Raw genomic sequence first — 25,793 nt, forward strand, 5'->3', positions numbered from 1 at the left:
CGGGGCGAACCTGTCGGCAAGTTATCTACCGGAGGGCGAACCGCGGCCCCTCCCACGGAAGTACGAGCCGCCTCCCGCGTACACCAGCCGTGGTACGAAGGCACATGGACATCCGCCGGGCCACGACCCCCGCAGAAGTCGCCGCCGCAGAGCACCTTTTCGATCATCCGGTGCGCACCGAGTGGGCCGAGCGTTTCCTGCGGACCGCCGGTCACCACCTCCTCGTGGCCTATGTCGACGGCGAGCCGGTGGGCTTCGTCAGCGGCGTCGAGACCGTGCACCCCGACAAGGGCGCCGAGATGTTCCTGTACGAGCTGGGGGTGGGCGAGCCCTACCGGCGGCGGGGCATCGGGCGGGCGCTGGTGCGGCGGCTCGACGCGCTGGGCCGGGGGCTCGGGTGCTACGGGATGTGGGTGCTGATCGAGGCCGGGGACGAGGTCGCCCTCGCCACCTACCGGAGTGCGGGTGGCAAGGGCGACGGGGCGTGCTCGGTCATCACGTGGGACTTCCGCTGACGGTCAGGTGCGCGCGTCCTCCGGGAGCGTCACCAGCCAGCGGCTCTCACGGCGCGGGCGCAGGTACAGGGCCCAGTAGAGGGTGGCGACGGCCGTGATGCCGCCGGTCCACAGCAGATGCGCGGTCTCCTGCTGGGTCAGGATGTAGCCGAGGACCGCGATCAGCAGGACGGGCATCGCGGGCCACAGCGGCATCCGCCAGGCGCGGGTGTGCCGGTGCGCGCCGCGCCGGGCGAGCAGGGCGGCGACCGCGACGAGCAGGTACATGCCGGTCACCGAGACGCCCGTGACGCCGTACAGGGTGTCGAGGTTGACGAAGCACAGGGCCGCGCCGGGCACGCCGACGGCGAGGGTGGCGACCCACGGGGAGCCGAAGCGGCCGAGCTTGGCGAGGACGTCGTTGACCGGCCGGGGCCAGGCCTTGTCGCGGGCGGAGGCGAACAGCACGCGGGAGTTCTGGATGACCATGACGATGCCGGCGTTGATGATCGCGAGGGCCACGCAGAGGCTGACGAAGGTGCCGACCGCAGTGTTGGACCAGGCGGTGACCATGGCGGAGAGGTCGCCGCCGGTCAGCTCCTGGAGGTCGGAGGCGCCGAGGGTGATGGCGACGACCGGGACCAGGATGATCACGGCGGAGATACCGAGGGTGGCGAGCACCGTGCGGGCGACGTTGCGGCGCGGGTTCTCCAGCTCCTCGGAGAGGTAGACGGCGGTGGAGAAGCCCTGGGTGACGAAGAGCGCGATGGCGAGCCCGGAGACGACCAGCAGCGCCGTCACGGTGTCCGTGCCGCCGTCCGCGCCGGCCACCTTCATCGAGACCAGGTCGGCGGGGCCGCGCTCGGCGTGGGCGAAGCCCAGCACCGCCACGACGGCCGCGGCGATGACCTCCAGGACCAGGAAGACGCCGGTGATCCAGGCGTTGGCGCGCAGGTCCAGCAGGCCGGCGAGGGTGGCGAGCAGCATGACGCCGGCGCCGGTCATGGCGGGGTCGAGGTGGACGATCGGGGCGAGGTAGTCGGCGGTGCCCATCGCGATCACCGGCGGGACGACCATCACGACCAGCAGCGACAGCACGAACACGAGCCAGCCCGCGAGCCGTCCGGCCAGCGTGGAGACCATCGCGTACTCGCCGCCCGCGCTGGGGATGAGGGTGCCCAGCTCCGAGTAGCAGAACGCCACGGCGACGCAGAGGAGGGAGCCGATGGCGATCGTCAGGGCGGTGGCGGTGCCGAGCGAGCCGAACAGGTCGGGGACGACCACGAAGAGGGTGGAGGCGGGGGTCACGCAGGAGAGCGTGAGCAGGGTGCCGCCGACCACGCCGATGGAGCGCTTGAGCTGCTGGGGGCCGTTTGACGCCTCGACTGCGGCGCCCTCGACGGGGGTGAGGGTGTCGGTCACGAGGGGGATGCAACATCGACGGAAACCATCGCGTCAATGGGTGCTCACCTACGGAATCCGTTGCCAAGAGACCGACTTTCACGCGTTAACGTCGCGTCAAGGCCGCATACAGGGCAGCTTCGACGGGTGCGGGAACCGCAGCGCGGGGGCACAGAAAAAAGGGGCCGTCCGCGATGCGGACGGCCCCTGACACCGGGTGTCAGTGGTTGCGCGGGAAGCCCAGGTCGACACCGGTGGGGGCGTCGGCCGGGTCGGGCCAGCGGGTGGTGACGACCTTGCCGCGGGTGTAGAAGTGCGTGCCGTCGTTGCCGTAGATGTGGTGGTCGCCGAAGAGGGAGTCCTTCCAGCCGCCGAAGCTGTGGTAGCCGACGGGGACCGGGATCGGGACGTTCACGCCGACCATGCCGGCCTCGATCTCCAGCTGGAAGCGGCGGGCGGCGCCGCCGTCCCGGGTGAAGATCGCGGTGCCGTTGCCGAACGGCGAGGCGTTGATGAGGGCCACGCCCTCCTCGTACGTCTCCGCACGCAGCACGCACAGGACCGGGCCGAAGATCTCGTCCTGGTACGCCTTCGCGGACGTGGGCACCTTGTCGAGGAGGGAGATCCCGATCCAGTGGCCGTCCTCGTAGCCGTCGACGGTGTAGCCGGTGCCGTCGAGGACGACCTCGCAGCCCTCGGCCGCCGCGCCCGCCACGTACGACGCCACCTTGTCGCGGTGTACGGCCGTGATCAGCGGGCCCATCTCGCTCGTCGGGTCGTCGCCGGGGCCGATCTTGATCTTCTCGGCGCGCTCGCGGATCTTCTCCACCAGTTCGTCGCCGATCGAACCGACCGCGACGACCGCGGAGATGGCCATGCAGCGCTCGCCCGCGGAGCCGTAGGCGGCCGACACTGCGGCGTCGGCGGCCGCGTCCAGGTCGGCGTCCGGCAGGACCAGCATGTGGTTCTTGGCGCCGCCGAGCGCCTGCACGCGCTTGTGGTTGGCGGAGGCGGTGGTGTGGATGTAGCGGGCGATCGGGGTCGAGCCGACGAACGACACCGCCTTGACGTCGGGGTGCTCCAGGAGGCGGTCGACGGCCACCTTGTCGCCGTGCACGACGTTGAAGACGCCGTCCGGCAGCCCGGCCTCGGCCAGCAGCTCGGCGATCTTGATGGACGCCGACGGGTCCTTCTCGCTCGGCTTGAGCACGAAGGTGTTGCCGCACGCGATGGCGATCGGAAACATCCACATCGGCACCATCGCCGGGAAGTTGAACGGCGTGATGCCCGCGACGACACCCAGCGGCTGCCGGATGGAGGAGACGTCGACGCGGCTGGCGACCTGCGTGGACAGCTCGCCCTTCAGCTGCACGCTGATGCCGCACGCGAGGTCGACGATCTCCAGGCCGCGCGCGACCTCGCCGAGGGCGTCGGAGTGCACCTTGCCGTGCTCGGCGGTGATCAGCTCGGCGATGGCGTCCCGGTTGGCGTCCAGCAGCGCGCGGAACTTGAACAGGATGGACGTCCGCTGGGCCAGCGAGGACTGGCCCCAGGTCGGATACGCCTCCTTGGCGGCCGCGACCGCCGCGTCGACCTCGTCGACCGAGGCGAAGGCGACCTTCGTGGTGACCGCGCCGGTGGCCGGGTCGGTGACCGGCCCGTAGTTGCCCGACGCGCCTTCGGCGGACTTGCCGCCGATCCAGTGGTTGACGATCTTCGTCATGCCCAGTTGCTCCTTCACATGTGGCGGCGTCGGGTGGAGACGTGCCGTTCGTACAGCTCACGTGCCTTGACCGCCGACGGTCGGGTCGCGGTCTCGGCCACGGGAACATCCCACCAGGCCTGTGCGGGCGGCGGGCCCGACACTGTGTCTGCCGTTTGGGTCTCGACGTAGACACATGTGGGAGTGTCGGCGTCGCGGGCCTCGGCGAGCGCCTCACGGAGATCGCTGACGGTCTTCGCGCGCAATACCCGCATGCCCAGGCTCGCGGCGTTGGCGGCCAGGTCGACGGGGAGCGGGGCACCCGTGAAGGTGCCGTCGTCCGCGCGATGGCGGTACGCCGTGCCGAAGCGCTCCGCACCCGTCTCCTCCGACAGCCCGCCGATGGACGCGTACCCGTGGTTCTGCACGAGCAACACCTTGATCGCGACGCCCTCCTGCACGGCGGTCACGATCTCCGTCGGCATCATCAGATACGTGCCGTCGCCGACCAGTGCCCAGACGTGACGCTCGGGAGCGGCCAGCTTCACGCCGATCGCGGCCGGGATCTCGTAGCCCATGCAGGAGTAGCCGTACTCCAGGTGGTACTGGTCCCGCGAGCGGGCCCGCCACAGCTTGTGCAGGTCGCCGGGGAGGGAGCCGGCCGCGTTGATGATCACGTCCGACTCGTCGACGAGCGCGTCCAGGACGCCGAGCACCTGCGGCTGCGTCGGCCGTACGTCGGGCTCGTCGGCCTCGTAGCAGGCGTCGACGCGCTGCTCCCAGCGCTCCTTGTCCTCGGTGTACTCGGCGATGTAGGAGGCGGCGACCCGGTAGGCGTGCATGTCCAGGGCCGCGGTCAGCTCCATCAGACCGCTGCGGGCGTCCGCGACCAGCGGCATCCCGGCGAGCTTGTGGCCGTCGTAGGGCGCGATGTTGAGGTTGAGGAAGCGGACCTCCGGGTGGGCGAAGAGGGTGCCGGAGGCGGTGGTGAAGTCGGTGTACCTCGTGCCCACGCCGATCACCAGGTCGGCGGTGCGGGCGAGTTCGTCGGCGGTGGCGGTACCGGTGTGGCCGACGCCGCCGACGTCCTGGGGGTGGTCGAAGCGCAGGGAGCCCTTGCCGGCCTGGGTGGAGGCGACGGGGATGCGGGTGACCGCGGCGAACTCGGCGAGGGCCGCCTCGGCGCGGCTGTGGTGGACGCCGCCGCCCGCGACGACGAGGGGGCGGCGGGCGGCGCGGATCGCGCGTACGGCCTCGGCGAGTTCGGTCGGGTCGGCGCCCGGCCGGCGGACCACCCAGGTGCGCTCGGCGAAGAACTCGTCCGGCCAGTCGTACGCCTCGGCCTGCACGTCCTGCGGCAGCGCGAGTGTGACGGCGCCGGTCTCGACGGGGTCGGTGAGGACGCGCATGGCGGCGAGGGCGGACGGAATCAGGGCTTCGGGGCGGGTGATCCGGTCGAAGTACCTGGACACCGGGCGCAGACAGTCATTGACCGACACATCGCCCGCGTACGGGACTTCGAGCTGCTGGAGGACGGGGTCGGCGGGGCGGGTGGCGAAGATGTCGCCGGGGAGGAGCAGGACGGGGAGGTGGTTGACGGTGGCGAGGGCGGCGCCGGTGACGAGGTTGGTCGCGCCGGGTCCGATGGAGGTGGTCACGGCGTGGGTGGAGAGGCGGTTCGACTGCCGGGCGTGGCCGACGGCCGCGTGCACCATCGCCTGCTCGTTGCGGCCCTGGTGGTACGGCATGACATCGCCGTACTCGATCAGCGCCTGGCCGATCCCGGCGACGTTGCCGTGGCCGAAGATGCCCCAGGTGGCGCCGATCAGGCGGTGGCGCGCCCCGTCGCGCTCGGTGTACTGGGCGGACAGGAAGCGGACAAGCGCCTGTGCGACCGTGAGCCTCGTCGTTGAGGTCATCGGTAACCCTCCGTAGGTGCCGGATGGAAGCAGATCCGGCACTGCGGGACGGTGACGGCGTCGCCGGTGCGGACCTCGGCGAGGGCGTCCGATCCGCCCTCACGCGAGGGAGATACGCGCCGATGGCCGAACCCGTTCGGGCCGTCGATCCCGAAGTGGTGGATCTCCTCCCGGCGCGGGCGGCCGCCGCTGCCTCGCTGCTCGACGAGAACCTCCGGCGCGGGGCCGTAGCGGGCGGGGAGTCTTCGCTCGCACTTCGCTCCTGCCAAAGCAAAGCGGTCTCCCGCGCCGGAGGCGATCTGTGCGCCGGCGCTCCGCTGGGAGAGCCGACGGGCAACTGCGCATCGTGCCGGGCCGGCCGCATCCGCACCGCTGAACCCCGAGACGGCAGCGCCTCGTTGCACCCCGGGACGGAACGTCCGGCTCATGGTCATGGGAACCTCACAGCAGTCCTACGGCGGTGTCGACGGCGGCGGCGACATCCCCGTCCACCGGATAGAGCAACGACCGTCCCACCACCAGACCCCGCACGGTGGGCAGCTGGAGGGCACCCCGCCACTTCTCATATGCCCCGTCCTGGTCGTCCCCGACCTCACCGCCGAGGAGGACGGCCGGGAGGGTGGAGGTCTGCATGACCTCGGCCATGTCGTCGGGGTTCTCGGTGACCGGGAGCTTCAGCCAGGTGTAGGCGGAGGTGCCGCCGAGTCCGGAGGCGATGGCGATGGACTTGGTGACGGCCTCGGCGGACAGGTCGTTCCTGACCTTGCCCTCGGGGGTGCGGCTGCTGAGGAACGGCTCGACGAAGACGGGGAGCCGGCGGGCGGCCATGTCGTCGATGGCGCGGGCGGTGGACTCCAGGGTGGTGAGGGAACCGGGGTCGTCGTAGTCGACGCGCAGCAGCAGCTTGCCGGCGTCGAAGCGCAGCCGCTCGATGTCCTCGGCGCGATGGCCGGTGAAACGGTCGTCCAGCTCGAAGCTCGCGCCCTGGAGGCCGCCGCGGTTCATCGACCCCATGACGACCTTGCCGTCGAGGGCGCCGAGCAGCAGCAGGTCGTCCAGGATGTCGGCGGTGGCGAGCACACCGTCGACACCGGGCCGCTCCAGCGCAAGGCAGAGGCGTTCGAGCAGGTCGGCACGGTTGGCCATGGCCAGCTTGCGGTCGCCGACACCGAGGGCGCCGCGGGCCGGGTGATCGGCGGCGACGATCATCAGACGGCCGTTGTCACTGAGCAGCGGCCGACGCGTACGCCGAGCGGCGGCCTCGGCGACGGCTTCCGGCCGCCGGGTGCGCAACCGGACCAGCTCGGAGATGTCGACGTTCACTTGACGGCCCCCGCTGCGATCGCGGTCTCGATCTCGTCCCGTGTCGGCATCGCGGAGGAACACTCCAGGCGGGAGGCGACGATGGCACCGGCGGCGTTGGCGTGCCGCATGGTCTTCTCCAGGTCCCAGCCTTCGAGGAGGCCGTGGCAGAGGGAGCCGCCGAAGGCGTCGCCGGCGCCGAGGCCGTTGAGGACGTTCACGGGCAGCGGCGGGACCTCGGCCCGGTCGCCGTTGCTGTTGACGGCGAGGACGCCCTTGGGGCCCTGCTTGACGACCGCGATCTGTACGCCCGCGTCCAGCAGGGCGCGTGCGGCGGCGTGCGGTTCGCGTACGCCGGTCGCGACCTCGACCTCGTCGAGGTTGCCGACGGCGACGGTGGTGTGGCGCAGCGCCTCCTTGTAGAAGGGGCGGGCGGCGGCCGGGTCGCTCCAGAACATGGGCCGCCAGTCCAGGTCGAAGACCGTCGCCCCGGCCTTCGCGCGGTGGGCGAGGGCCGCGAGCGTCGCCGTCCGGCTGGGCTCCTCGCTCAGGCCGGTGCCGGTGACCCAGAAGATACGGGCCTCCCGGATGGCGTCGAGGTCGAGCTCGTGGGCGTCGATATCCAGGTCGGGCGCCTTGGGCCGGCGGTAGAAGTACAGCGGGAAGTCGTCCGGCGGGAAGACCTCGCAGAAGGTGACCGGGGTGGGCAGGCCGGGTACCGGGGTGACCCAGCGGTCGTCGACGCCGAAGCCCCGCAGGGCCTCGTGGAGATAGGTGCCGAAGGGGTCGTCCCCGGTGCGGGTGATCACCGCGGTGCGGCGGCCGAGGCGGGCGGCGGCGACCGCGACGTTCGTCGCCGAGCCGCCGAGGAACTTGCCGAAAGAGGTGACCTGCGGCAGCGGGACGCCGGTCTGCAAGGGGTAGAGGTCCACTCCGATCCGCCCCATGGTGATCAGGTCGTACGCCATCGGCTTCCCTCGGTCTCCCTGTGTCGCGGCACGCGTGCCGACACCGACGCGCGCGCTCGCTCGCGGGTGCGTCGGGTCTCTCCGGCTTTGTAGCCCTGGTCGGGGAGGCCTGTCAATGTTTTGTCCAGACATTCGAACCAGGGCCCTCCGGGGGTTGGGCGGGCGCCCAGGTGTGTGCCGGGTGCTGAGCGCGGGCGGGTGCGGGTGGCGGGGGGCTGGTCGCGCAGTTCCCCGCGCCCCTTAGCGGGTGCCACCGGCCTCCTTGTCAATGCGCCGCGCCTACGCTCCTTTGCGTCACCTGTGTCACAAAGGACCCTTTCCTGTCACACATGTCCCGTCTACGCGAACCCTGCGTCACACCCGCGCACGGACCCCGTCCCGTCCTCACTCTGCGTCGTTGACCGGACACAGGCTTTGTGATCGCCAGCGCAGCGCACGGTCCCCCCGACGACCGGCCCCCGGTCGCCACCGCGGCGCGCGCGGGGAGGTGCAACTGATGACCGACCGAATGCTCTGGTCGTACAAGGAGATCGCCGCGCACATCAAGGTGCAGCCGGACACCGTACGGTCCTACCGCAAGCACGGGCTGCTGCCGCCGCCGGACCATGTGGAGGGCGGCAAGCCCTTCTGGTACGCGGACACCGTGCGGCTCTGGGTGGCCTCCCGCCCCGGCAACCGCGGCCGAAGGCCTGACTGACCTCCCGGAAAACCACCTGTGCCCCACCCGGCGCGTGGGGCACAGTGGGGCCATGAGCGACTTCTCCGTCAAGCCCGTACTGACCGGCGACCTGACCGTGTTGCGCCCCTTCACCGAGGACGACGCCGCTGTCATGGCGGAGATCATCGAGGACCCCGAGGTCCTTCGTTTCACCGGCGATCCCGGCGAGGAGTTCCCGCTGGAGCGGCTGCGTTCCTGGTACGGCTCACGCTCCGAGCAGAGCGACCGCCTCGACCTCGCCGTCACCGACCGCGCCACCGGCGAACTCGTCGGCGAGGTCGTCCTGTACGAGTGGGATGCCACGGCACGCGGCTGTACGTTCCGCACGCTCGTCGGCCCCCGGGGACGCGGCCGGGGTATCGGCACCGAGGCCACCCGGCTCATCGTCGGCCATGGTTTCGAGCAACTCGGGCTGCACCGCATCCAGTTGGAGGCCTATGGCCACAACCCCCGTGCCCTGCGCGTCTACGAGAAGGTCGGCTTCGTGGTGGAGGGTGTCCGGCGGGAGGCCGATCTTCGGGACGGTGAGTGGCGGGACTGGGTGATGATGGCGATCCTCGACCGCGAGTGGGCGGCCCACCGCGGGCACCCCGACCTCACCGCCGCCCTCAACTCCACGGCTCGATGACGGTCACTCCCGCACCCGGCGCCGTCCCCATCGCCGCCAGCGCCGCCGGCACCGCGTCCAGCGGGATCGTCGACGTCACCAGCAGATCCGGCCGCAGCACCCCGGCCCGGACGAGCTCCAGCATTTGCGGGTAGGTGTGCGCCGCCATGCCGTGGCTGCCGATGAGTTCCAGCTCCAGGGCGATCGCGCGGGCCATGGGCACCGGGGTGGTGCCGGACTCCGAGGGCAGCAGGCCGACCTGGATGTGCCGGCCCCGGCGACGCAGGCCGTTGACGGAGGCGGCGCAGGTGGCGGGCGAGCCGAGGGCGTCCAGGGAGAGATGGGCGCCGCCACCGGTCACGGCATGGATCGCCGCCGCCGTGTCGGGCACCTCGGATGCGTCCACGCAATGGGCCGCCCCGAACTTCCGCGCCAGCTCCAGGGCCGGCGGTGAGACATCCACCGCGACGACCCGGGCGCCCGAGGCCGCCGCGATCATCACCGCCGACAGGCCCACCCCGCCGCAGCCGTGCACCGCGACCCACTCCCCCGCGGCCACCCGGCCCTGCTGCACCACCGCCCGGAACGCGGTGGCGAAACGGCAGCCCAGCGAGGCTGCAGTCGCGAAGGACATCTCCTCCGGCACCGCGACGAGGTTGACGTCGGCGTGGTCCAGCGCGACGTACTGGGCGAAGGAACCCCAGTGGGTGAAGCCCGGCTGGGTCTGGCGCTCGCACACCTGCTGGTCGCCCGCGGCACATGCCGGGCAGCTGCCGCAGGCGCTCACGAAGGGCACGGTGACCCGGTCGCCGGGCCGCCGGCCGGTCACCCGGTCGCCCACCGCCTCGACGACCCCGGCGAGTTCATGACCGGGCACATGCGGCAGTGTGATGTCCGGGTCGTGCCCCTGCCAGCCGTGCCAGTCGCTGCGGCACAGTCCCGTCGCCTCGACCCGGACCACGACCCCGTGCTCCTTCGGCTCCGGAACGGCCACGTCCCGCACCTCGGCCGGCTCCCCGAACCGCTCGAACACCACGGCACGCATCCCCGTCACCTCGCCTTCCGTCCCTGCCCGGTGACCCCCGCACCGTCTGGGACCGACTCCCCGAACGGCCCGGCGCGGAGATCACCCCGTCCGGCGGAACGCTAGCCGGGCACCGCCACCTTGTCCCGCTCCTCGGCGTCGGCCTGCTCGGGCTCCCCGTCCGACTCGCTCAGCCCGAACCTGTCGTGGAGCCGCCTGAGCGGTCCCGGCGCCCACCAGGTCGCCCGGCCCGTCAGTCGCATGACCGCCGGGACCAGCAGGCTGCGGACGATCATCGCGTCCATGAGCACGGCCAGCGCGATGCCGAGGCCGAGCATCTTGGTGTTGGTCACCCGGGAGGTGCCGATCGCGACCATCACCACCGCGAGGATCACGGCGGCCGCGGTGATCAGACCGCCGGTGCGTTGCAGACCGTGCCGCACCGCCTCGTCGTGGTCGCCCGTCGTGTCGTACTCCTCCTTGATGCGGGAGAGCAGGAACACGCCGTAGTCCATCGACAGTCCGAAGGCGACGCAGAACATCAGCACCGGAAGGGTCGTCTCGATCGAGCCGGGGCTGGTGAAGCCGAGCAGGCCGGACAGATGGCCGTCCTGGAAGACCCAGACCACGGCGCCGAACATCGCCGTCAGGCTGAGCGCGTTGAGCACCACCGCCTGGATCGGGATCAGCACGCTGCCCGTCAGCAGGAACACCAGCAGCAGGGTGACGATCGCGATGAAGGCGGCTGCCAGCGGCAGGCGTTCGCCTATCGCGTCCTTGGAGTCGACCAGGACCGCCGCCGCGCCGGTCACCTTGGTGTCGAACGGCGCCTCGGTGGCGCGCAGGTCGTGGACCAGGCCCTGGGCCGGGTCGTCCACCGCCTCGCCCTTCGGCAGCACCGTGAAGTATGCCGACTCGCCCTTCACCAGCGGCCCGTCGACCCGCAGCACCTCGGGGAGCGCGCCGATGCGCTCCTTGTAGTCGGCGTACTGCGCCTCGGTCGCCCGCCCCTCTGCGAGCACCTCCAGGCCGCCGCCGGGGCTGCCGGGGAAGTCGTCGCGGATGTGCTGCTGCACGACATGGGACTCGGCGCTCGCCGGCAGCTGGCGGTCGTCCGCGGTGCCGAACTTCACGCCCAGGAACGGCAGTCCGAGCAGGACCAGGACGGCGGTGGTGCCGAGGGCGAAGAAGGGGGCGCGGCGCATGACGAGGTTCGCCGTACGGGCCCAGCCCTTGCCCTCGGACGCTCCGGCCGCCTGATCGGATTCCTTCGCCCGCCCGCGCCGCAGCACCTTGCGCAGGTCCAGGGCGTTGACCCGGTGGCCGAGCAGGACCAGTGCCGCCGGGAGCAGGATCAGAGCGGCCGCGGCGGCCAGCAGCACCACCGCGATGCCGGCGTAGGCGAAGGACCGCAGGAAGTACTGCGGGAAGAGCAGCATCGCCGCCAGGGACACCGCGACCGTGAGGGCCGAGAAGAGGACCGTGCGTCCGGCGGTGCGCAAGGCGGTACCGACGGCTCCCAGTGGTTCGGCGCCCTTGGCGAGTTCCTCGCGGAAGCGGCGGACGATGAACAGGGCGTAGTCGACGGCGAGGCCCAGGCCGAGGGCCGTGGTGAGGTTCATCGCGAAGACCGACACATCGGTGAACTCGGTCAGGCCGCGCAGCACCGCGTTCGTGCCGAGGATGGCGACGATGCCGATGCCGAGCGGCAGCAGGGCCGCGACCGCGCTGCCGAAGACCATCACCAGCAGCACCAGCGTGACCGGCAGGGCGATCACCTCGGCGCGCAGCAGGTCCTCCTGAATGGTCGTCTGCATCTCGTGCCGCACCGCGACCGGGCCGCCGACGCTCACCTCCACCGGGCCGTGCGCGCCCCGGAACTCGGGCGCGATGCGGTCCAGGGTCTCCCCCATCTGCTTCTCTTCGCCGGTGATCCGGGCGGCGATCAGCGCCTCGTGGCCGTCCTCGGCGCGCAGGGCTGGTGACTTGGTCTGCCAGTAGGAGCCGACGCCTATGACGCCCTTCTCGCCGCTCAGGCGGGTCACGAGGCGCTGCGCCTGCGCGGCGACCGCGGGGTCGTCCACCGAGGCGTCGCCCGCGTCCACGAGGAGCAGGAGGTTGGGCTGGGAGGCGGGGAACTCACGCTCCAGCGCCTTGGTCGCGTAGGTCGACTCGGCGTCCGGGTCCTCCCAGCCGCCGCTGCCCAGCCGGTCGGCGACGCCGCTGCCGGCCAGCACGGCGAGCGCGGTGATCACCAGGGCCACGAGCAGCGACAACCGGGGCCGTGCCGTCACGAAGCGGGTCCAGCCTCCGACTCGGGGTGGCCTGTTGACTTCGGTCATTGTGCGGTGTCCCCTTCACCCTGATCCATGCTGTGCACGGCAGGCAGCATGGAGCTGTCACTGCCATAGACTGGCAAACACGAGACATCGCTCGCGTTTCTCAAGAATGCGAGCGACCACTCGCGTTTGTCAATCGCGTTCGGAGAGCTGGGGATAACGCGTGTCCGCCAACCGGGACAAGGACGACCAGGTCCACCAGGAGAAGGAGCAGCCGCGCCGCCGTCAGGCCCGCGGCGAGCGCCGCATCGCCCAGCTGCTGGAAGCGGCGGCCACCGTCTTCACCACCACCGGTTACACGGCCGCCAGCACCAACGCCATCGCCCGCGAGGCCGGCGTCTCACCGGGCACGCTGTACCAGTTCTTCCCGAACAAGGAAGCGATCGCCATCGAACTCGGCGACCGGCTGATGCACGAGTTGCGCGAGATGTACGGCGAGGCGCTGGCCCCGGTCGATCCCGCCACGCCGCTGGAGGTGGCCGTCGGCTCGGCCGTCGACCGGTTCATCGCCTTCAACTGCGCCCATCCGGTGTTCTTCGCGCTGATGCACGGCCCCGACATCCCCGGCCGCATGGCCGAGGAGCACGACGCCCTGCACGCGACCCTGCTGTCCCGGATCGAGGGCCTGCTCTCCTCGTTCCTGCCGGACGCCGCCCCTGCCGACCTCGCCCGCACCGCCCATATGTGCCTGGGCATGTACAAGGCAGGACTGGAGCTGGTGCTCGCCCACACGGGCGCCGAGCGCGACGCCTACGTCCAGGAGCTGAAGCACGCCCTGATCCGCTACCTCGACCCGCTGGTGGGCGACCGGCTCGGTCATGCCGAGGAGGCCCGTACCGCGACGTGATGGGCCGGTACCGATAGGTGTGCATGGATCAGCTCCCGGATTCGGGGGGACCCCGCGACCCACTCTCTCCCACCCCGGACCCACCCGCATCCCGGAGCGAGAACGCGGTACACGCCGAACACGCGTGCCGTACCGACAGGGGCCACCCCTCTTTGAGCAGTACCCCGTAGGGGTATACCGTGGAGGGATAGGGACCCCGTGGGTCCCCGCAGCCCCACATGCCTCGACGAGGAGAACCACATGACCGCCCAGACCGACACCTCCGGCTCCGTCACCGCCGTCTACAAGGTGAGCGGCATGAGCTGCGGACACTGCGAGGGGGCCGTCTCCGGCGAGATCTCCGAGATCCCCGGCGTCAGCTCGGTGAAGGCTGTCGCCTCGACCGGCGAGGTCACCGTCGTCTCGGCGGCGGCTCTGGAGGAGGAGGCCGTGCGCGCGGCCGTCGACGAGGCCGGCTTCGAACTGGTCGGCAAGGCCTGAGTCCAGCCATGACCCGCACCACCGACGAACCGCCGATAGCCGAGCCGGCCGGCACGACCGCCACGGCCGGGACGACGCCTGCGACCGGCCAGGCCGCGACATCGCCCGCGACCGACACGGCCGTCCGCGCCGCCGCCTCGGACGTCGAGCTGCTCATCGGCGGGATGACCTGCGCCTCCTGTGCGGCGCGGGTCGAGAAGAAGCTCAACCGCATGGACGGCGTGACCGCCACGGTGAACTACGCGACGGAGAAGGCCAAGGTCAGCTACCCCGCGGGCATCGAGGTCGCCGACCTGATCGCGGTGGTGGAGAAGACGGGGTACACCGCCGAGGAGCCTGCTCCCCCGCCCGACGCGCCGGAGCAGGCCCGGGCCCAGGCCCCGGAGGACCCGGAACTGGCCTCCTATCGCCAACGCCTCACCGTCTCCGCCCTGCTCGCCGTCCCGGTCATCGCGCTGTCGATGATCCCGGCCCTCCAGTTCGACAACTGGCAGTGGCTCGCGCTCACCCTCGCCTCGCCGGTCGTCGTCTGGGGCGGACTGCCCTTCCACCGGGCGGCGTTCACCAACGCACGGCACGGCGCGGCGACCATGGACACGCTGATCTCGATGGGCACGCTGGCGGCGTTCGGCTGGTCGCTGTGGGCGCTGTTCCTCGGCGACGCGGGCATGCCCGGTATGCACGACACCTTCGAGTTCACCGTCGCGCGCGTGGACGGCGCCTCGCAGATCTACCTCGAAGTGGCCTCCGGCGTCGTCACGTTCATCCTCCTCGGCCGCTATCTGGAGGCCCGTTCCAAACGCCGCGCGGGTGCGGCGCTGCGTGCCCTGCTGGAGCTCGGCGCCAAGGACGTCGCCGTACTCAGGGACGGCCGCGAGCACCGTGTCCCCGTCGCTCGACTGGCCGTCGGCGACCGGTTCGTCGTACGTCCCGGCGAGAAGATCGCCACCGACGGCACGGTGGTCGAGGGCACCTCCGCCGTGGACGCCGCCATGCTGACCGGCGAGTCGGTGCCGGTGGACGTGACGGTCGGGGACGCCGTCACCGGTGCGACCGTCAATGCCGGCGGGCGACTCGTCGTGGCGGCGACCCGGGTCGGCGCGGACACCCAGCTCGCCCGGATGGCGAAACTCGTCGAGGACGCGCAGAACGGCAAGGCCGAGGTGCAGCGGCTCGCCGACCGGATCTCCGCGGTGTTCGTGCCGGCGGTGATCGTCCTCGCGGTCGCCGCCTTCGGGGCCTGGCTCGGGCTCACCGACGACTCGGTCGCCGCCTTCACCGCGGCGGTCGCGGTCCTGATCATCGCCTGTCCGTGCGCGCTGGGTCTGGCCACCCCCACGGCCCTCATGGTGGGCACCGGACGCGGGGCGCAGCTCGGCATCCTGATCAAGGGCCCCGAGGTGCTGGAGTCCACGCGCCGGGTCGACACCGTCGTCCTGGACAAGACCGGCACGGTCACCACCGGCCGGATGACCCTCCAGAAGGTGTACGTCGCCGACGGCACCGACGAGCAGGAATTGCTGCGGCTCGCGGGGGCCGTGGAGCACGCCTCCGAGCATCCCGTGGCCCGCGCGGTCGCGACCGGCGCGGAAGAGCGGGTCGGACGGCTGCCGCAGGTCGAGGAGTTCCGCAACGTCCCCGGGCGGGGCGTGCGCGGCCGCGTGGAGGCCCGTGACGTGGCCGTGGGGCGCCTTTTCGACACGCTGCCCACCGAGCTGGTCCGCGCCCGGGAAGAGGCCGAGAGGGACGGTCGTACGGCCGTCGTCGTCGGGTGGGACGGAGCGGCGCGCGGTGTGCTCGCCGTGGCGGACGCGGTGAAGGAGACCAGCGCGGAGGCGGTGCGCGAGCTGCGCGCGCTGGGACTCACCCCGGTGCTGCTCACCGGGGACAACCGGGCGGTCGCCGAGGCGGTGGCGGACGCGGTCGGTATCGATCAGGTGATCGCGGAGGTCCTGCCCGAGGAGAAGGTCGAGGCGGTACGGCGGCTGCGGCGCGAGGGGCGCTGTGTGGCCATGGTGGGTGACGGCGTCAACGACGCGGCCGCGCTCGCCACCGCCGATCTGGGTCTCGCCCTGGGCACGGGGACGGACGCGGCGATCGAGGCGAGCGATCTGACGCTGGTGCGCGGTGATCTGCGGGTGGCGGCGGACGCCATCCGGCTGTCCCGGCGGACGCTGGCCACGATCAGGGGCAACCTCGTGTGGGCCTTCGGATACAACGTCGCCGCGTTGCCGCTGGCCGCGATGGGGTTGCTGAACCCGATGATCGCGGGGGCCGCGATGGCGTTCTCCTCGGTGTTCGTGGTGTCGAACAGCCTTCGACTGCGGACGTTCCGGTGAATTCGTAGTAAGAACCCCGCTGGGTCCCTCTGGAGTCCGACGCCCGGCTCACATAAGCTCTTCACAAGGCTCGCGCATCATCCTTACGCTTGGGTCTCGATCGCCATATCGGGGCTCTTGCGTATCTAACGGACATATGCAAGAGACGCAGATCACAGTGATGTGAACGTAACCATCGAAGGGGTTCGAAGGTCTAAGTTGACGATGTCAGGCAGCGTCTTGGGGGGCGCTTACTGGCATCTGGGGATGTCTTGGGGGACTTCCTCAGAGTTGCGTTGCCGGGGCACGTACGTCGGGAAGCTTTGAGCGGCCCTCCCGACCGTGCGCTGTCCCGGCAGATCGCAGACAGAGCACAACCGCATACATGAGTACGACGAGTTCTGCTCGTTCCACTCAATGGCAATACCGAAAGACAGCGATTCAGGCGCTGCTCTCTCAGACGCCCGGCCGGATCCCGTGGGGGGAATCCGCACCGGGACATGGGAAGGCGCCCTGGACGTCGGCCCGTGGGGGGACCGGCGCCAGGGCGCCTTTCGCTTCGCGGATCAGCCGGGAAAATAGGGGTCATTGGCGGCTGCGGGCCGGTGGGGGCCGTTCGCGCAGTTCCCCGCGCCCCTCAAAAAACAGGTCGGCCCAGCCACCGGCAACTATCAGCGCTGTTCGACCGGGATGAAGTCGCGCTCCACCACACCCATGTAGATCTGGCGCGGGCGGCCGATGCGGGAACCCGGCTCCTTGATCATCTCGTGCCACTGGGCGATCCAGCCCGGCAGCCGGCCGAGGGCGAACAGGACCGTGAACATCTCGGTCGGGAAGCCCATGGCCCGGTAGATCAGACCCGTGTAGAAGTCGACGTTCGGGTAGAGGTTGCGCGAGACGAAGTACTCGTCGGAGAGCGCGTGCTCCTCCAGCTTCAGGGCGATGTCCAGCAGCTCGTCGGACTTGCCGAGGGCGGAGAGGACGTCGTGCGCCGCCGCCTTGATGATCTTCGCGCGCGGGTCGAAGGACTTGTACACCCGGTGGCCGAAGCCCATCAGGCGGACGCCGTCCTCCTTGTTCTTCACCTTGCGGATGAAGGAGTCGACATCGCCGCCGCCCGCCTGGATGCCCTCGAGCATCTCCAGGACGGACTGGTTGGCGCCGCCGTGCAGCGGGCCCCAGAGGGCGGAGATGCCGGCCGAGATCGACGCGAACATGTTCGCCTGCGACGAGCCCACCAGGCGAACCGTCGACGTCGAACAATTCTGCTCGTGGTCCGCGTGCAGGATCAGCAGCTTGTCGAGGGCGGAGACCACGACCGGGTCCAGCTCGAACTCCTGCGCCGGAACCGAGAACGTCATGCGCAGGAAGTTCTCGACGTAACCGAGGTCGTTGCGCGGGTAGACGAACGGGTGGCCGATCGACTTCTTGTACGCGTACGCCGCGATCGTCGGAAGCTTGGCGAGCAGGCGGATCGTGGAGAGGTTGCGCTGCCGCTCGTCGAACGGGTTGTGGCTGTCCTGGTAGAACGTGGACAGCGCCGAGACGACCGACGACAGCATGGCCATCGGGTGGGCGTCGCGCGGGAAGCCCTTGTAGAAGTTCTTGACGTCCTCGTGCAGCAGCGTGTGCTGGGTGATCTCGTTCTTGAACGTCGAGAGCTCGTCGACGGTCGGCAGCTCACCGTTGATCAGCAGGTAGGCCACCTCCAGGAAGGTGGAGCGCTCGGCCAGCTGCTCGATCGGGTAGCCGCGGTACCGGAGGATCCCCTGCTCGCCGTCGAGGTAGGTGATGGCGGATTTATAGGCGGCCGTGTTGCCATATCCGCTGTCCAGCGTCACCAGACCGGTCTGGGCGCGGAGTTTGCCGATGTCAAAGCCCTTGTCGCCGACGGTGCTGTCAATCACCGGGTAGGTGTACTCGCCGTCGCCGTACCGCAGTACTACAGAGTTGTCGCTCACGTCTTCCCTCACCGACGTTGTGCCTCATCTTCGAGGTTGCCCTGACTGTCTCTACCCTCCCCCATTCGGCTCAGGAGAGTGCACTCGGGGTCGACCATTGGGCCTATTGGCGGCACTGAGTGCCGCCAACCTGCCATCCTGCCCCCTGTTTTCCTCATCTGGAAGTGGTCTGTGACCTTCACGACTCGTTTGATCGATCATTTTTTTCGCTGCCTCACGAACCGGCAGGTCAGAAGGGGGTCCGGCGGGGGCCGAAAAATGGGTTTCAGGAGCCCGCGAGCCGGAAGTCGAGCGCTGTGCAGCGGCGCCCGGCCGACACCGTGCGCACCGCCTGGCCGATGGCCTTGCGCGAACCGACGAGCACGACCAGCCGCTTGGCCCGGGTGACCGCCGTGTACAGCAGGTTCCGCTGAAGCATCATCCATGCTCCGGTCGTGACGGGGATCACGACCGCGGGATATTCACTTCCCTGTGAACGGTGGATCGTCACCGCGTACGCGTGCGCCAGTTCATCCAGTTCGTCGAATTCGTACGGAACCTCCTCGTCCTCGTCCGTCAGCACCGTCAGGCGCTGGTCGACCGGGTCGAGCGAGGTGACCACGCCCACGGTGCCGTTGAAGACACCGTTCTCCCCCTTCTCGTAATTGTTGCGAATCTGGGTGACCTTGTCGCCGACGCGGAAGACCCGGCCGCCGAACCGCTTCTCCGGCAGATCGGGGCGGCCGGGCGTGATGGCCTGCTGGAGCAGGCCGTTCAGCGTGCCCGCGCCGGCCGGGCCGCGGTGCATGGGGGCCAGCACCTGGACGTCCCGGCGCGGGTCGAGCCCGAACTTGGCCGGAATCCGACGGGCCGCCACATCCACGGTGAGCCGGCCGGCCTCCTCCGTGTCGTCCTCGACGAAGAGGAAGAAGTCCTTCATCCCGTCGGTGACGGGGTGCTGTCCGGCGTTGATCCGGTGCGCGTTGGTCACCACGCCGGACTGCTGGGCCTGCCGGAACACGCGCGTGAGGCGCACGGCGGGGATCGGGCCGCCGTCGGCGAGGAGATCCCTGAGCACCTCGCCCGCGCCGACGCTCGGCAGCTGGTCCACGTCCCCGACGAAGAGCAGATGCGCGCCCGGCGGCACCGCCTTCACCAGCTTGTTGGCGAGCAGCAGGTCCAGCATGGACGCCTCGTCGACCACCACCAGGTCCGCCTGGAGCGGGCGGTCCTTGTCGTAGGCCGCGTCGCCGCCGGGCTTGAGCTCCAGCAGGCGGTGGACGGTGGAGGCCTCGGCGCCGGTCAGTTCGGCGAGCCGCTTGGCTGCGCGGCCGGTGGGGGCGGCGAGGACGACGCGCGCCTTCTTGGCCCGCGCCAGCTCCACGATGGACCGGACCGTGAAGGACTTGCCGCAGCCGGGACCGCCGGTCAGCACGGCGACCTTCTCGGTCAGGGCTAGCTTGACGGCGGCCTCCTGCTCGGGGGCCAGCTCCGCGCCCGTACGGCCCTTCAGCCAGCCCAGCGCCTTGTCCCAGGCGACGTCACGGAACCCCGGCATCCGGTCCTCGCCGGTGCGCAGCAGCCGCAACAGCTGGGCGGAGAGGGAGAGTTCGGCCCGGTGGAAGGGGACGAGATAGACGGCGGTGACGGGTTCGCCGTGTTCACCGGGCACCTTCTCCCGTACGACCCCCGGGTCGGAGCCGTCTTCCGGGACCTGGGCGAGCTCGGCGAGGCACTCGATGACGAGCCCGGTGTCGACCTGGAGGAGCTTGACCGCGTCCGAGATCAGCTGTTCCTCGGGGAGGTAGCAGTTGCCCTGGTCGGTGGCCTGCGACAGGGCGTACTGGAGGCCCGCCTTCACCCGCTCCGGGCTGTCGTGCGGGATGCCGACGGACTGGGCGATCTTGTCGGCGGTGAGGAAGCCGATGCCCCAGACGTCGGCGGCGAGCCGGTAGGGCTGGTTCTTCACGACGGAGATGGAGGCGTCGCCGTACTTCTTGTAGATCCGTACGGCGATGGAGGTGGACACCTCGACGGTCTGGAGGAAGAGCATGACCTCCTTGATCGCCTTCTGCTCCTCCCAGGCGTCGGCGATCTTCTTCGTGCGCTTGGGGCCGAGGCCGGGGACCTCGATGAGCCGCTTGGGCTCCTCCTCGATGATCGTCAGGGTGTCCAGCCCGAAGTGCTGGGTGATCCGGTCGGCGAAGACCGGGCCGATGCCCTTGACCAGCCCGGAGCCGAGATAGCGCCGGATGCCCTGGACGGTGGCCGGCAGGACGGTCGTGTAGTTCTCGACGGTGAACTGTTTGCCGTACTGCGGGTGGGATCCCCAACGCCCCTCCATCCGCAGGGACTCACCGACCTGGGCCCCGAGCAGCGCACCGACGACCGTGAGCAGATCACCGCCGCCTCTTCCGGTGTCGACCCGGGCGACCGTGTAGCCGTTCTCCTCGTTGGCGTATGTGATGCGCTCCAGGACGCCTTCGAGCACGGCGAGTCGCCGTTCGCCCGTGGACCCCGCCTGATTGGACATGATCCGACGCTACCGCCCGGGTCCGACAACGCGGGCGGCCTGTGGGAAAGGCGGTGCCGGCGGCCGTCACCCCGCCTGCGACTTCACGTGGTCGATCACCGCCTGGAAGTCGTCGGACGGTGAGAACTCCACGAACTCGCAGTCCTCCAGGGCCACCGGAACATGGCCCGGACCCCAGTAGTAGGCCTGGCCCGCTTCGTAGTACTCCTCGCCCCGCGGCGTCAGCATCCGCAGCCGGCCCTTCAGCAGATAGCCCCAGTGCGGGCAGGGACAGGCATCGCCCTCCAGGCCCTTGAGGGCGGGACCCATGTCCGTGCCCTCCGGCAGGCTGATGTAGCCGACGGACATACCGCCGCCGATGGTCCGGGATCGGACCTCCACGCCGTCGCCGCCGAGGGTGACGGGTACCTCGTCGCGTGTCATCGCCGTCATGGCTCCTCCGCTCCGGGCCCCGTAGGGGCCCCTGGTGACGACCCCTGCCTCTTCAGCGTGGACCGCTCCGGAGTACCTCGCGACATCACGATCCGGTCTCGAGATCTGGTTGAGGGCTTGATTAATCGGAATGTAATCGATTCCAATCCTTCGTGCAGGTCGATGTAATCGTTTCCACGAGTTCCACGAGGAGGTGGAGCGGCGATGGCGAGCATCAAGGACGTCGCTGCCGAGGCGGAGGTTTCCGTCGCCACGGTGTCGCGGGTCCTGAACGACCATCCGTCGGTCAGTGCCGAGGCACGCGCACGCGTGCTGGCCGCCGTCCAGACCCTGGGCTACCGCCCGAACGCCGTCGCCCGCTCCCTGCGCACCGACCAGACCCACACCCTCGGCCTGGTCATCAGCGACGTGATGAACCCCTACTTCACCGAACTGGCCCGCTCCGTCGAGGAGGAGGCCCGCGCGCTCGGCTACAGCGTCATCATCGGCAACGCCGACGAGCGGCCGGACCTGCAGGAACATCACGTACGGAACCTGCTGGACCGGCGCATCGACGGACTCCTCGTCTCCCCCACCGACGGCGGCTCCCCGCTGATGCTGGACGCGGCCCGCGCGGGGACGCCGATGGTGTTCGTCGACCGGTGGATCCCGGGCGTGGACGTGCCGGTCGTGCGGGCGGACGGACGGACCGCCGTCCAGGACCTCGTGGCGCATCTGTACGGGCTCGGGCACCGTCGGCTGGCGATCATCGCGGGACCGGCGGCGACCACGACCGGACGGGAACGTGTCCAGGCGTTCCGGGAGGCGCTCGCCGCCTACGGGCTCGAACTCCCCGACGTCTACATAGGGCAGGGCGACTTCCAGGCCGAGAGCGGCCGACGGGTCACCGAGGGCTTCCTCGACCTGCCCGAGCCGCCCGAGGTCGTCTTCGCGGCCGACAACCTGATGGCGCTCGGCGCCCTGGACGCGGTACGCGCGCGTGGCCTGCGCATCCCCGACGACATCGCACTGGCGGCCTTCGACGACATCCGCTGGTTCGTGCACACCGATCCGCCGATCACCGCCATCGCCCAGCCGACGGGCGAGCTCGGCCGGGCCGCCGTACGGGCCCTGGTGGACCGGATCGAGGGCCGGCCCGGTGAGTCCGTCACCCTGCCCGCCCGTCTCGTCGTACGCCGCTCCTGCGGCGCGAACCCCACTGCAGTGCAAAGGAGCACGTCGTGAGCAACCCGGACGAGTTGCTGCGCATCGAGGGCATCCGGAAGACCTTCCCGGGCGTGGTCGCGCTGGACGGCGTCGACTTCGATCTGCGCCGCGGGGAGGTGCACGTCCTCCTCGGTGAGAACGGCGCCGGCAAGAGCACGCTCATCAAAATGCTCTCCGGTGCCCATACGCCCGACGCCGGACGGATCCTGGTCGGCGGCGAGGAGCGGCGCATCCACGGTGCGCAGGACTCCGAGCGCCTCGGGATCGCCACCATCTACCAGGAGTTCAATCTCGTCCCCGACCTCACGGTCGCCGAGAACATCTTCCTGGGCCGCCAGCCGCGCCGCTTCGGGATGATCGACCGGAAGCGGATGGAGGCCGACGCCGAGGTCCTGTTGAAGCGGGTCGGCGTGAACGTGTCGCCACGCGCGCGTGTGCGTGAACTCGGCATCGCGCGCCTGCAGATGGTCGAGATCGCCAAGGCGCTCAGTCTGAACGCGCGTGTGCTGATCATGGACGAGCCGACCGCCGTGCTCACCTCCGAGGAGGTGGAGAAGCTCTTCGCGATCGTGCGCACGCTGCGCGAGGACGGCGTCGGGATCGTCTTCATCACGCACCACCTGGAGGAGATCGCCGCCCTCGGTGACCGGGTCACGGTCATCCGGGACGGCCGGTCCGTCGGGCAGGTGCCCGCCGCCACGCCCGAGGACGAGCTCGTACGGCTCATGGTGGGCCGCTCGATCGAGCAGCAGTACCCGCGCGAACGGGCGGACAGGGGCGCCGCGTTGCTCACGGTCGAGGGCCTCACCCGCGACGGCGTCTTCCACGACGTCGGCTTCGAGGTGCACGCCGGTGAGGTCGTCGGCATCGCCGGGCTCGTCGGCGCCGGACGCACCGAGGTGGTGCGCGCGGTGTTCGGGGCGGACCCGTACGACAAGGGCGCCGTCAAGGTCGCCGGTGGGGCCCTGAAGGGGCATGACGTGGGCGCCGCCATGGCGGCCGGCATCGGACTGATCCCGGAGGACCGCAAGGGCCAGGGCCTGGTGCTCGACCAGTCCGTCGAGGAGAACCTCGGCCTGGTGACCATGCGGGCCGCCACGCGCGCGGGGCTCGTCGACCTCAGGGGACAGCGGGAGGCAGCCGCGAGGATCGCGGACCGGCTGGGCGTGCGGATGGCCGGGCTCGGCCAGCAGGTGCGCACCCTGTCCGGCGGCAACCAGCAGAAGGTCGTCATCGGCAAGTGGCTGCTCGCGGACACCAAGGTGCTGATCCTCGACGAGCCGACGCGCGGCATCGACGTCGGCGCCAAGGTCGAGATCTACGAGCTGATCAATGAACTCACCGCCGCCGGCGCGGCCGTACTGATGATCTCCAGCGATCTGCCGGAGGTGCTCGGTATGAGCGACCGCGTCCTGGTGATGGCCCAGGGCCGTATCGCGGGCGAACTCTCCGCCGACGAGGCGACCCAGGACTCCGTGATGGCACTCGCCGTCAGCAACCCCACCACTGACCTCAAGACCGGCAAGGAGGCCGCTCGTGGCCACTGACACGCTCAAGAGCACGTCGGGCGCCGGCGGCGCCACCAGCGGTCTGCGCCGCCTGCTCCTCGAAAACGGCGCGCTCACCGCGCTGATCGTCCTCGTCATCGCCATGTCGGCGCTGTCGGGCGACTTCCTGACCACCGACAACCTGCTCAACGTCGGCGTCCAGGCGGCCGTGACCGCCGTTCTCGCCTTCGGTGTCACCTTCGTCATCGTCTCGGCGGGCATCGACCTGTCGGTCGGTTCGGTGGCGGCCCTGTCGGCCACCGTCCTCGCCTGGACGGCCACCTCGCACGGTGTGCCGGTCGTCATAGCGGTGCTGCTGGCCGTCGCGACCGGCATCGCGGCCGGACTCGTCAACGGCTTCCTCATCGCCTACGGCAAACTCCCGCCGTTCATCGCGACGCTCGCCATGCTCTCGGTGGCGCGCGGTCTGTCGCTGGTGATCTCCGAGGGCTCCCCGATCCCCTTCCCCGACTCCGTCTCACACCTCGGTGACACGCTCGGCGGCTGGCTGCCGGTGCCGGTCCTGGTGATGATCGTGATGGGTCTGATCGCCGCCTTCGTACTCGGCCGGACCTACATCGGCCGCTCGATGTACGCGATCGGCGGCAACGAGGAGGCCGCGCGGCTTTCCGGCCTGCGGGTGAAGAAGCAGAAGCTCGCCATCTACGCGCTGTCCGGTGTGTTCGCCGCCGTCGCGGGCATCGTGCTCGCCTCCCGGCTGTCCTCCGCGCAGCCCCAGGCCGCCGACGGCTACGAGCTGGACGCGATCGCCGCGGTCGTCATCGGGGGAGCGTCCCTGGCCGGCGGCACCGGCAAGGCGTCCGGCACCCTCATCGGCGCTCTGATCCTGGCGGTGCTGCGCAACGGCCTGAACCTGCTGAACGTGTCCGCCTTCTGGCAGCAGGTCGTCATCGGCGTCGTGATCGCGCTGGCCGTGCTCTTCGACACGCTGCGCCGCAAGGCCGGCGCGACCCCGGCGGCGGCCGGCGCTTCTCCGGGAGGCAAGGGCAAGCAGGCGGGGACGTACGCGCTCGCGGCGGTCGTCACCGTGGCGATCGTCGGCGCGACCTCCTTCCTGCACAGCGGCTCCTCCTCGCCGGCCGACCGGAAGATGGGCCTGTCGCTGTCGACCCTCAACAACCCCTTCTTCGTGCAGATCCGGGCGGGCGCCCAGGCCGAGGCGAAGAAGCGGGGCGTGGACCTGACCGTCACCGACGCGCAGAACGACGCCTCGCAGCAGGCCAACCAGCTGCAGAACTTCACCAGTTCCGGCGTCGGCGCGATCATCGTCAACCCGGTGGACTCGGACGCGGCGAGCAACTCCGTGAAGGCCGCCGACAAGGCGGACATCCCGGTGATCGCCGTCGACCGCGGCGTCAACAACGCGAAGACGGACGCCCTGGTGGCTTCCGACAACGTCGCCGGCGGTGAGCTCGCCGCCAAATCGATCGCCGAGAAGCTCGGCGGCAAGGGCAAGATCGTGATCCTCCAGGGCCAGGCAGGCACCTCCGCCGCCCGTGAGCGCGCCCAGGGCTTCGCGAACGGCCTCGAGGCGTTCCCCGGCATCCAGGTCGTGGCCCAGCAGCCCGCCGACTTCGACCGCACCAAGGGCCTGGACGTGATGTCGAACCTGCTCCAGGCGCACCCGGACGTGCAGGGCGTCATCGCCGCCAACGACGAGATGGCGCTCGGTGCGATCAAGGCGCTGGGCTCCAAGGCCGGCACGTCGGTCTCGGTGGTCGGCTTCGACGGCACACCGGACGGCCTGAAGGCGGTCGAGGGCGGCTCGCTGTACGCGTCCGTCGCCCAGCAGCCGACCCAGCTCGGCCGGATCGCCGTGGACAACGCCCTCAAGGCCCTGGACGGCGAGAAGGTCCAGCAGACGGTGAAGGTGCCGGTGAAGGTGGTCACGAAGGAGAACGTGGCGGGCTTCAGCGGCTGACGCACGCCCGCGCCATCCGGCTCCACATCGGTGAACGGCGCACGGGCGGGCGGTCGTTGCAGGAGCATGGACCT

General features: G+C 70.4%; 19 protein-coding genes and 1 pseudogene. 9 read left to right on the top strand and 11 right to left on the bottom strand.

The annotated features are described in order from the left end of the window. The first annotated feature begins 23 nt into the window (after positions 1-23). Complete coding sequence (locus ACFPQ9_RS25475; RefSeq protein ID WP_380858665.1) at positions 24-515, top strand: GNAT family N-acetyltransferase; 492 nt, start codon at positions 24-26, stop codon at positions 513-515. Positions 516-518: 3 nt separating this feature from the next. On the opposite strand, the gene ACFPQ9_RS25480 is transcribed toward ACFPQ9_RS25475, so the two are convergent. The 6 genes and pseudogenes from ACFPQ9_RS25480 to iolC form a co-directional block, all read right to left on the bottom strand. Then, positions 519-1,916, bottom strand: a complete 1,398-nt coding sequence (locus ACFPQ9_RS25480) for an APC family permease (RefSeq protein ID WP_380857581.1) — start codon at positions 1,914-1,916, stop codon at positions 519-521. A 199-nt stretch (positions 1,917-2,115) separates the two neighbouring features. After that, entirely contained in the window at positions 2,116-3,618 is a 1,503-nt protein-coding gene (gene mmsA / locus ACFPQ9_RS25485; RefSeq protein WP_380857584.1) for a CoA-acylating methylmalonate-semialdehyde dehydrogenase, read from the bottom strand. A gap of 14 nt (positions 3,619-3,632) precedes the next feature. Further along, entirely contained in the window at positions 3,633-5,516 is a 1,884-nt protein-coding gene (iolD, locus tag ACFPQ9_RS25490; protein WP_380857587.1) for a 3D-(3,5/4)-trihydroxycyclohexane-1,2-dione acylhydrolase (decyclizing), read from the bottom strand. Then, a pseudogene (locus ACFPQ9_RS25495) lies at positions 5,513-5,833 on the bottom strand (5-deoxy-glucuronate isomerase); the annotation flags it as partial. The gene iolD and the pseudogene ACFPQ9_RS25495, both read right to left, overlap by 4 nt. A 124-nt stretch (positions 5,834-5,957) precedes the next feature. After that, positions 5,958-6,839: a Cgl0159 family (beta/alpha)8-fold protein gene (locus ACFPQ9_RS25500; RefSeq protein ID WP_380857590.1), complete on the bottom strand. Its 882-nt coding sequence runs from the start codon at positions 6,837-6,839 to the stop codon at positions 5,958-5,960. After that, positions 6,836-7,786 carry a 5-dehydro-2-deoxygluconokinase gene (gene iolC, locus ACFPQ9_RS25505; protein WP_380857593.1) on the bottom strand — a complete coding sequence of 317 codons (951 nt, stop codon included), beginning with the start codon at positions 7,784-7,786 and terminating at the stop codon, positions 6,836-6,838. Before iolC ends, ACFPQ9_RS25500 begins: the two co-directional genes overlap by 4 nt. Positions 7,787-8,282: 496 nt before the next feature. On the opposite strand from iolC, the gene ACFPQ9_RS25510 reads away from it, so the two are divergent. Both ACFPQ9_RS25510 and ACFPQ9_RS25515 read left to right on the top strand, forming a co-directional pair. After that, entirely contained in the window at positions 8,283-8,483 is a 201-nt protein-coding gene (locus ACFPQ9_RS25510) for a helix-turn-helix transcriptional regulator (RefSeq protein ID WP_380857596.1), read from the top strand. Between the two features lie 52 nt (positions 8,484-8,535). Beyond that, complete coding sequence (locus ACFPQ9_RS25515) at positions 8,536-9,132, top strand: GNAT family N-acetyltransferase (protein WP_380857599.1); 597 nt, start codon at positions 8,536-8,538, stop codon at positions 9,130-9,132. Here ACFPQ9_RS25515 and ACFPQ9_RS25520 read toward each other — a convergent pair. Both ACFPQ9_RS25520 and ACFPQ9_RS25525 read right to left on the bottom strand, forming a co-directional pair. Further along, positions 9,113-10,156: a zinc-dependent alcohol dehydrogenase family protein gene (locus ACFPQ9_RS25520; protein WP_380857602.1), complete on the bottom strand. Its 1,044-nt coding sequence runs from the start codon at positions 10,154-10,156 to the stop codon at positions 9,113-9,115. The genes ACFPQ9_RS25515 and ACFPQ9_RS25520 overlap by 20 nt on opposite strands. A 101-nt stretch (positions 10,157-10,257) precedes the next feature. After that, positions 10,258-12,477, bottom strand: a complete 2,220-nt coding sequence (locus tag ACFPQ9_RS25525) for an MMPL family transporter (protein WP_380857605.1) — start codon at positions 12,475-12,477, stop codon at positions 10,258-10,260. A 160-nt stretch (positions 12,478-12,637) separates the two neighbouring features. Here ACFPQ9_RS25525 and ACFPQ9_RS25530 point away from each other — a divergent pair, with 160 nt between their 5' ends. From ACFPQ9_RS25530 to ACFPQ9_RS25540, 3 genes are all read left to right on the top strand, one after another. Further along, positions 12,638-13,321, top strand: a complete 684-nt coding sequence (locus tag ACFPQ9_RS25530) for a TetR/AcrR family transcriptional regulator (protein ID WP_380857608.1) — start codon at positions 12,638-12,640, stop codon at positions 13,319-13,321. A 240-nt stretch (positions 13,322-13,561) separates the two neighbouring features. Then, positions 13,562-13,801, top strand: a complete 240-nt coding sequence (locus ACFPQ9_RS25535; protein ID WP_380857611.1) for a heavy-metal-associated domain-containing protein — start codon at positions 13,562-13,564, stop codon at positions 13,799-13,801. Between the two features lie 8 nt (positions 13,802-13,809). After that, on the top strand, positions 13,810-16,140 hold the full coding sequence (locus ACFPQ9_RS25540) for a heavy metal translocating P-type ATPase (RefSeq protein WP_380857614.1): 2,331 nt from the start codon (positions 13,810-13,812) through the stop codon (positions 16,138-16,140). A 650-nt stretch (positions 16,141-16,790) separates the two neighbouring features. Here the strand turns inward: ACFPQ9_RS25540 and ACFPQ9_RS25545 are convergent. The 3 genes from ACFPQ9_RS25545 to ACFPQ9_RS25555 form a co-directional block, all read right to left on the bottom strand. Continuing rightward, positions 16,791-18,080, bottom strand: coding sequence for a citrate synthase (locus ACFPQ9_RS25545; RefSeq protein ID WP_380857617.1), 1,290 nt, complete (start codon positions 18,078-18,080; stop codon positions 16,791-16,793). 265 nt (positions 18,081-18,345) lie between these two features. After that, complete coding sequence (gene recD2 / locus ACFPQ9_RS25550) at positions 18,346-20,592, bottom strand: SF1B family DNA helicase RecD2 (protein WP_380857620.1); 2,247 nt, start codon at positions 20,590-20,592, stop codon at positions 18,346-18,348. Between the two features lie 66 nt (positions 20,593-20,658). Continuing rightward, positions 20,659-21,024, bottom strand: a complete 366-nt coding sequence (locus ACFPQ9_RS25555; protein WP_380857623.1) for a cupin domain-containing protein — start codon at positions 21,022-21,024, stop codon at positions 20,659-20,661. A 204-nt stretch (positions 21,025-21,228) separates the two neighbouring features. Between ACFPQ9_RS25555 and ACFPQ9_RS25560 the strand changes: the two genes are divergently transcribed. From ACFPQ9_RS25560 to ACFPQ9_RS25570, 3 genes are read left to right on the top strand one after another with little or no spacing between them, the layout of a single operon-like run. Beyond that, complete coding sequence (locus tag ACFPQ9_RS25560) at positions 21,229-22,248, top strand: LacI family DNA-binding transcriptional regulator (RefSeq protein ID WP_380857626.1); 1,020 nt, start codon at positions 21,229-21,231, stop codon at positions 22,246-22,248. Continuing rightward, a complete protein-coding gene (locus ACFPQ9_RS25565; protein ID WP_380857629.1) occupies positions 22,245-23,777 on the top strand; it encodes a sugar ABC transporter ATP-binding protein in 1,533 nt (510 codons plus the stop codon). Before ACFPQ9_RS25560 ends, ACFPQ9_RS25565 begins: the two co-directional genes overlap by 4 nt. Then, positions 23,767-25,719: an ABC transporter permease/substrate-binding protein gene (locus tag ACFPQ9_RS25570; protein WP_380857632.1), complete on the top strand. Its 1,953-nt coding sequence runs from the start codon at positions 23,767-23,769 to the stop codon at positions 25,717-25,719. The genes ACFPQ9_RS25565 and ACFPQ9_RS25570 overlap by 11 nt, the downstream gene beginning before the upstream one ends. Positions 25,720-25,793: the final 74 nt, after the last annotated feature.

Origin of the sequence: Streptomyces coerulescens (assembly GCF_042657965.1) — a bacterium.
GTDB classification, from domain to species: domain Bacteria; phylum Actinomycetota; class Actinomycetes; order Streptomycetales; family Streptomycetaceae; genus Streptomyces; species Streptomyces coerulescens.